General features: G+C 38.9%; 3 protein-coding genes and 1 pseudogene. 1 reads left to right on the forward strand and 3 read right to left on the reverse strand.

Going from position 1 to position 3,656, the window contains the following annotated elements; all coding sequences use genetic code 11:
* Positions 1 to 980: pseudogene (locus ABI367_RS09005) on the forward strand (TonB-dependent receptor); the annotation flags it as partial.
* On the opposite strand, the gene ABI367_RS09010 reads toward ABI367_RS09005, so the two are convergent.
* The 3 genes from ABI367_RS09010 to ABI367_RS09020 all read right to left on the reverse strand — a co-directional run.
* Positions 977 to 1,903 carry an NAD(P)-dependent oxidoreductase gene (locus ABI367_RS09010; RefSeq protein ID WP_462226746.1) on the reverse strand — a complete coding sequence of 309 codons (927 nt, stop codon included), beginning with the start codon at positions 1,901 to 1,903 and terminating at the stop codon, positions 977 to 979. The pseudogene ABI367_RS09005 and the gene ABI367_RS09010 overlap by 4 nt on opposite strands.
* 4 nt (positions 1,904 to 1,907) lie before the next feature.
* Positions 1,908 to 2,846 carry a beta-1,6-N-acetylglucosaminyltransferase gene (locus ABI367_RS09015; RefSeq protein WP_462226747.1) on the reverse strand — a complete coding sequence of 313 codons (939 nt, stop codon included), beginning with the start codon at positions 2,844 to 2,846 and terminating at the stop codon, positions 1,908 to 1,910.
* A gap of 100 nt (positions 2,847 to 2,946) precedes the next feature.
* Positions 2,947 to 3,656, reverse strand: a 710-nt coding sequence (locus ABI367_RS09020) for a chloride channel protein (RefSeq protein WP_462226749.1), incomplete at its 5' end; no start/stop codon positions are given.

Raw genomic sequence — 3,656 nt, forward strand, 5'->3', positions numbered from 1 at the left:
TTAATCTCATTTATGCCTGTTTTAATTACCACACCATCCCTCCTGTTTTCTTGTTATCGTTGATGGATGACCTGTCGAAGGACCGGATACAAATAGATATGATACGTTTTGAAGGGCCAAACTTTACCAAGGTTGATAACCGGCTGATGAGTCTGCATCTGGTAAAATACGGATTTTCGGACGCGGCGGTATTTGGGCCCGACGGACAAAATCTGCAACCATCAGAAGTATTATATAAAAAGCATATTGTAGTTGTTCGCGGCCGTTTCCGTCCGCTCATTAATGTGCATTTAGATATGCTGAACACCGGCGTAAAGCAGTTTATGCAGGAAAGCGATGTAGATAAAAATAACGTAGTAGTAGTTACTGAACTTACACTACAAGCATTGAAGGAGCGCGATGCCGATGCAACAGCTGATATTGATGAAAAAGATTTCCTGGAAAGGGTTGATATTTTATGCTCATTAGGGCAAACTGTTTTAATTTCCAACTTTCACGAATATTACAAGCTGGTAGCCTATCTTTCAAAAATCACTAAACTAAAAATGGGCGTGGTTTTGGGTTATCCCAACCTGGAGTACATATTCTCGGAAGAGCATTACAGCGATCTGGAGGGCGGGATTTTAGAATCGTTCGCCACGCTGTTTAGCCGTAAGGTAAAACTGTTTATTTATCCTACGCTGCGCGATGGTGTAATTTGGAACTGTCTGCGCTTTAATCCTCCCGCGCATTTAATTGATTTGTACAGGTATCTGATCGCCAATAATAAAATTGAGGACATCAGGCATTACAACGAAAACAACCTGCATGTAGAAACTAATAAGGTGTTGGAGTTGATAAAACAAGGACCTGGCGGCTGGGAAGAATATGTGCCTGCCGAAGTAGCCACTATGATAAAAGAGCGCTGCCTGTTTGGTTATCCCTGCGAGATTGACCCATCGCAGCAGGAAAACACCGAACAACAACAAATGGATTATTAAATACTATCCAGTACAGATATTAAGTTTCTGATGGATGCTTCCGTCATTTGTTTGCGTGTATAAGCTGCGGCAGTACCAATATGCGGTGTTATCAACAAATTAGGGATGCCGGTTATAGTTATATCATTCAATGGTTCAGGGTCCGTCACATCTAAAGCTGCACTACCTATCAGGCCGGCCTTTAAATACGCATACAACTTTGCATTGTTTATAACCCGGCCGCGTGCCACATTTACCAGTATGGCCGTTTTCTTCATTAATTTAAGTTCCGGCTCGTCAATATAATTTACGGTATCATCCTTTAGCGGTAAGTGTATGGATATGATGTCGCTTCTTTTTAATAATTCTTCTTTACTGCAATATTCCCACTCGTTTTTATGATCACTATTGGCTGTATATATTACCTTACAATCAAAAGCTTTAAGCATAGTAGCCAGCTTAACACCAATTTTGCCCATGCCTATAATCCCCCATGTTTTTTGGTATAGGTTATCGCCCATGTAAAGCGTTAAGCCTTCTGTTACCCATTTTCCCTCTCTAACATAATCGCCTGATGTTTTAATGTTTCGTATGCAGCTTAAACCCAAAGCCAAAGCCAGTTCGGCGGTCGAGTACACATGCTCATCATATATACCTATAATTTTTATGCCTTTTGATGTCAGGAACGGTTTATCCATATAATCCTGCCCTGTGCCATAACTTGACAGGGCCTTTACTTTAAAATCAGCATCAAACAATCTGCTGTCAATTTTAACGGTATGCGTGGTTATAACACCATCATAAGTGTTAAACACTTTTCGTAAAGCTTCGTCGGTTATATTGCCAGGGTGTGGCCAATAATCAATTTGCAGATCGCCAAAATTACTTTTAACATCCTCTAAAAAGGGGAGTTTGGTATTACAAAATATCTTGTAATTGTTCATGATACTACAAACTGTCTTTTTTTAACAACTCTTTATCAATCCAGCTTAATATTTCGCTGTCCATATCAAACTTGCGGGCAAAAAAAGCACTTGAATTTAACAGGACCTCTTTATCGGTCATATCAAGTGTGCGGGGATGCCCGGTATTGCTGTTCCAGTCAATATGACGCAAGTTATTATTGATGATATTTTCTTCGATATTGATATTGTTATTTTTCACCAGGGTCGGAAAAAATATCTCATCAGCAACATGGGTATATTTAAAATAGTTGTAAAAAGTTGGATCGTTATTTAAAAAGTTAACTATGTTTTTTACGCTGAGGATTGATAAGGTCCACCACTGTGATCCTTCGTAAGGTTTTGTATTTTTTAAAAACTCCCTCGGGAAATCCTTTTGTTTTGGCAAAAAGCCTACTATTTTTTTATACAGGTCCCATTTGCCACCTTCTCTGTACCGGAGTTTAACATTTAAATACGATAATAACGGATAAGCGATCCTGAATTTAGGGAAAATAAGATGATGGTATAAAATCCTGTCCATACCACCGCTTTGCCATCCTTTTCTGGGCATTTCGGATGTTTCAATATAATCCTTACCATAATTAGCGATCAAATAATCATGATAAGCTGCTATTGGTTTAATAGGATAATCCTGTCCGCTCAATAACGTAACATGCGACAACTGTTCTTTCGAATTTAATATCTCGTGCAAGCCATCCAAAGTGGCGCGTATCATATTAAAACCCGCCCAAATAATACTTTTCCTCTTTAACCAGATAATTTTTTTAGGGTCAATAACCTCTTCTACTTTTTTAAAAGGTTCAATATCTACCTTTTTATCAACATGAATATAGAATAACGACTCGTCAGAATCTATGGTTTGTAATAACCTAATAAATTGCTCAGGTTCCTTATGGGTAACTATTAAATAGGCGAACTTCATTGATAGTAATTGTCTCTAAAAATAATTTTATTAATCAAGATATAAAAATTATAAGTCTTGTTAAATATCAACACTTTTTTATCCATAAGGGAAAGTGTGATCAAACCCTGCCCTTTTTTTTCAAGAAATTGGCCCTGTACCTGCTGAATTTTTGGCTGAAATAATTGGATTGATGAAAGCCGGCCTCAAAAACCTTTTGTTGTGAACTATAAATCCCCCTATGTCCGCTAAAAAAATAGGCGGTAAAACAAGCAATGGCAAATAACACCAGGTAATGGCTGCCAAAAAGCTCAACACCCATTAAGGTGCAAGCCAGTGGCGTTTTGGTAGCCCCGGCAAACACAGCAATAAAGCCCAAACCCGCAAAAAGTCCTGCCGGAGAGTTCATTAATGCGGCCAATGTATTGCCTAATGTTGCGCCTATATAAAAAAGAGGTGTAACCTCTCCCCCTTTAAAGCCGGTAGCTAAGGTTATGGTAGTGTAAACAGTTTTCCATAACCAGCTCCAGGTATCCGCACCATTTGCATAAAAGGCTGAGGGAATAGTAATCGAACCGGGATATTCGGCATCAACACCCAAACTTAAATAATCGGGTTTGCCTAAGGCATAGGTTAAGGCTATAATAATAAGTCCGCCTGCAACCGGTATCAGCCATTGAACTTTGAATATTTTTAAAAAACCGGCTTTAATTTGGTGTACCATAACCGCAAACAGGTAGCTTACCAAACCAAAAGCTACCGAGGCTATAACCACCTTAAATACCAAGGGCAAGTTAAAGGGCAGATATGCGGTATTGGCTAAAGCAACCA

This window comes from Mucilaginibacter sp. (assembly GCF_039935595.1).
Classification (GTDB): domain Bacteria; phylum Bacteroidota; class Bacteroidia; order Sphingobacteriales; family Sphingobacteriaceae; genus Mucilaginibacter.

Coding starts and splice junctions, on each gene's coding strand:
- ABI367_RS09015 (WP_462226747.1), bottom strand. CDS start 2,846: ATGAAGTTCGCCTATTTAATAGTTACCCATAAGGAACCTGAGCAATTT.
- ABI367_RS09010 (WP_462226746.1), bottom strand. CDS start 1,903: ATGAACAATTACAAGATATTTTGTAATACCAAACTCCCCTTTTTAGAG.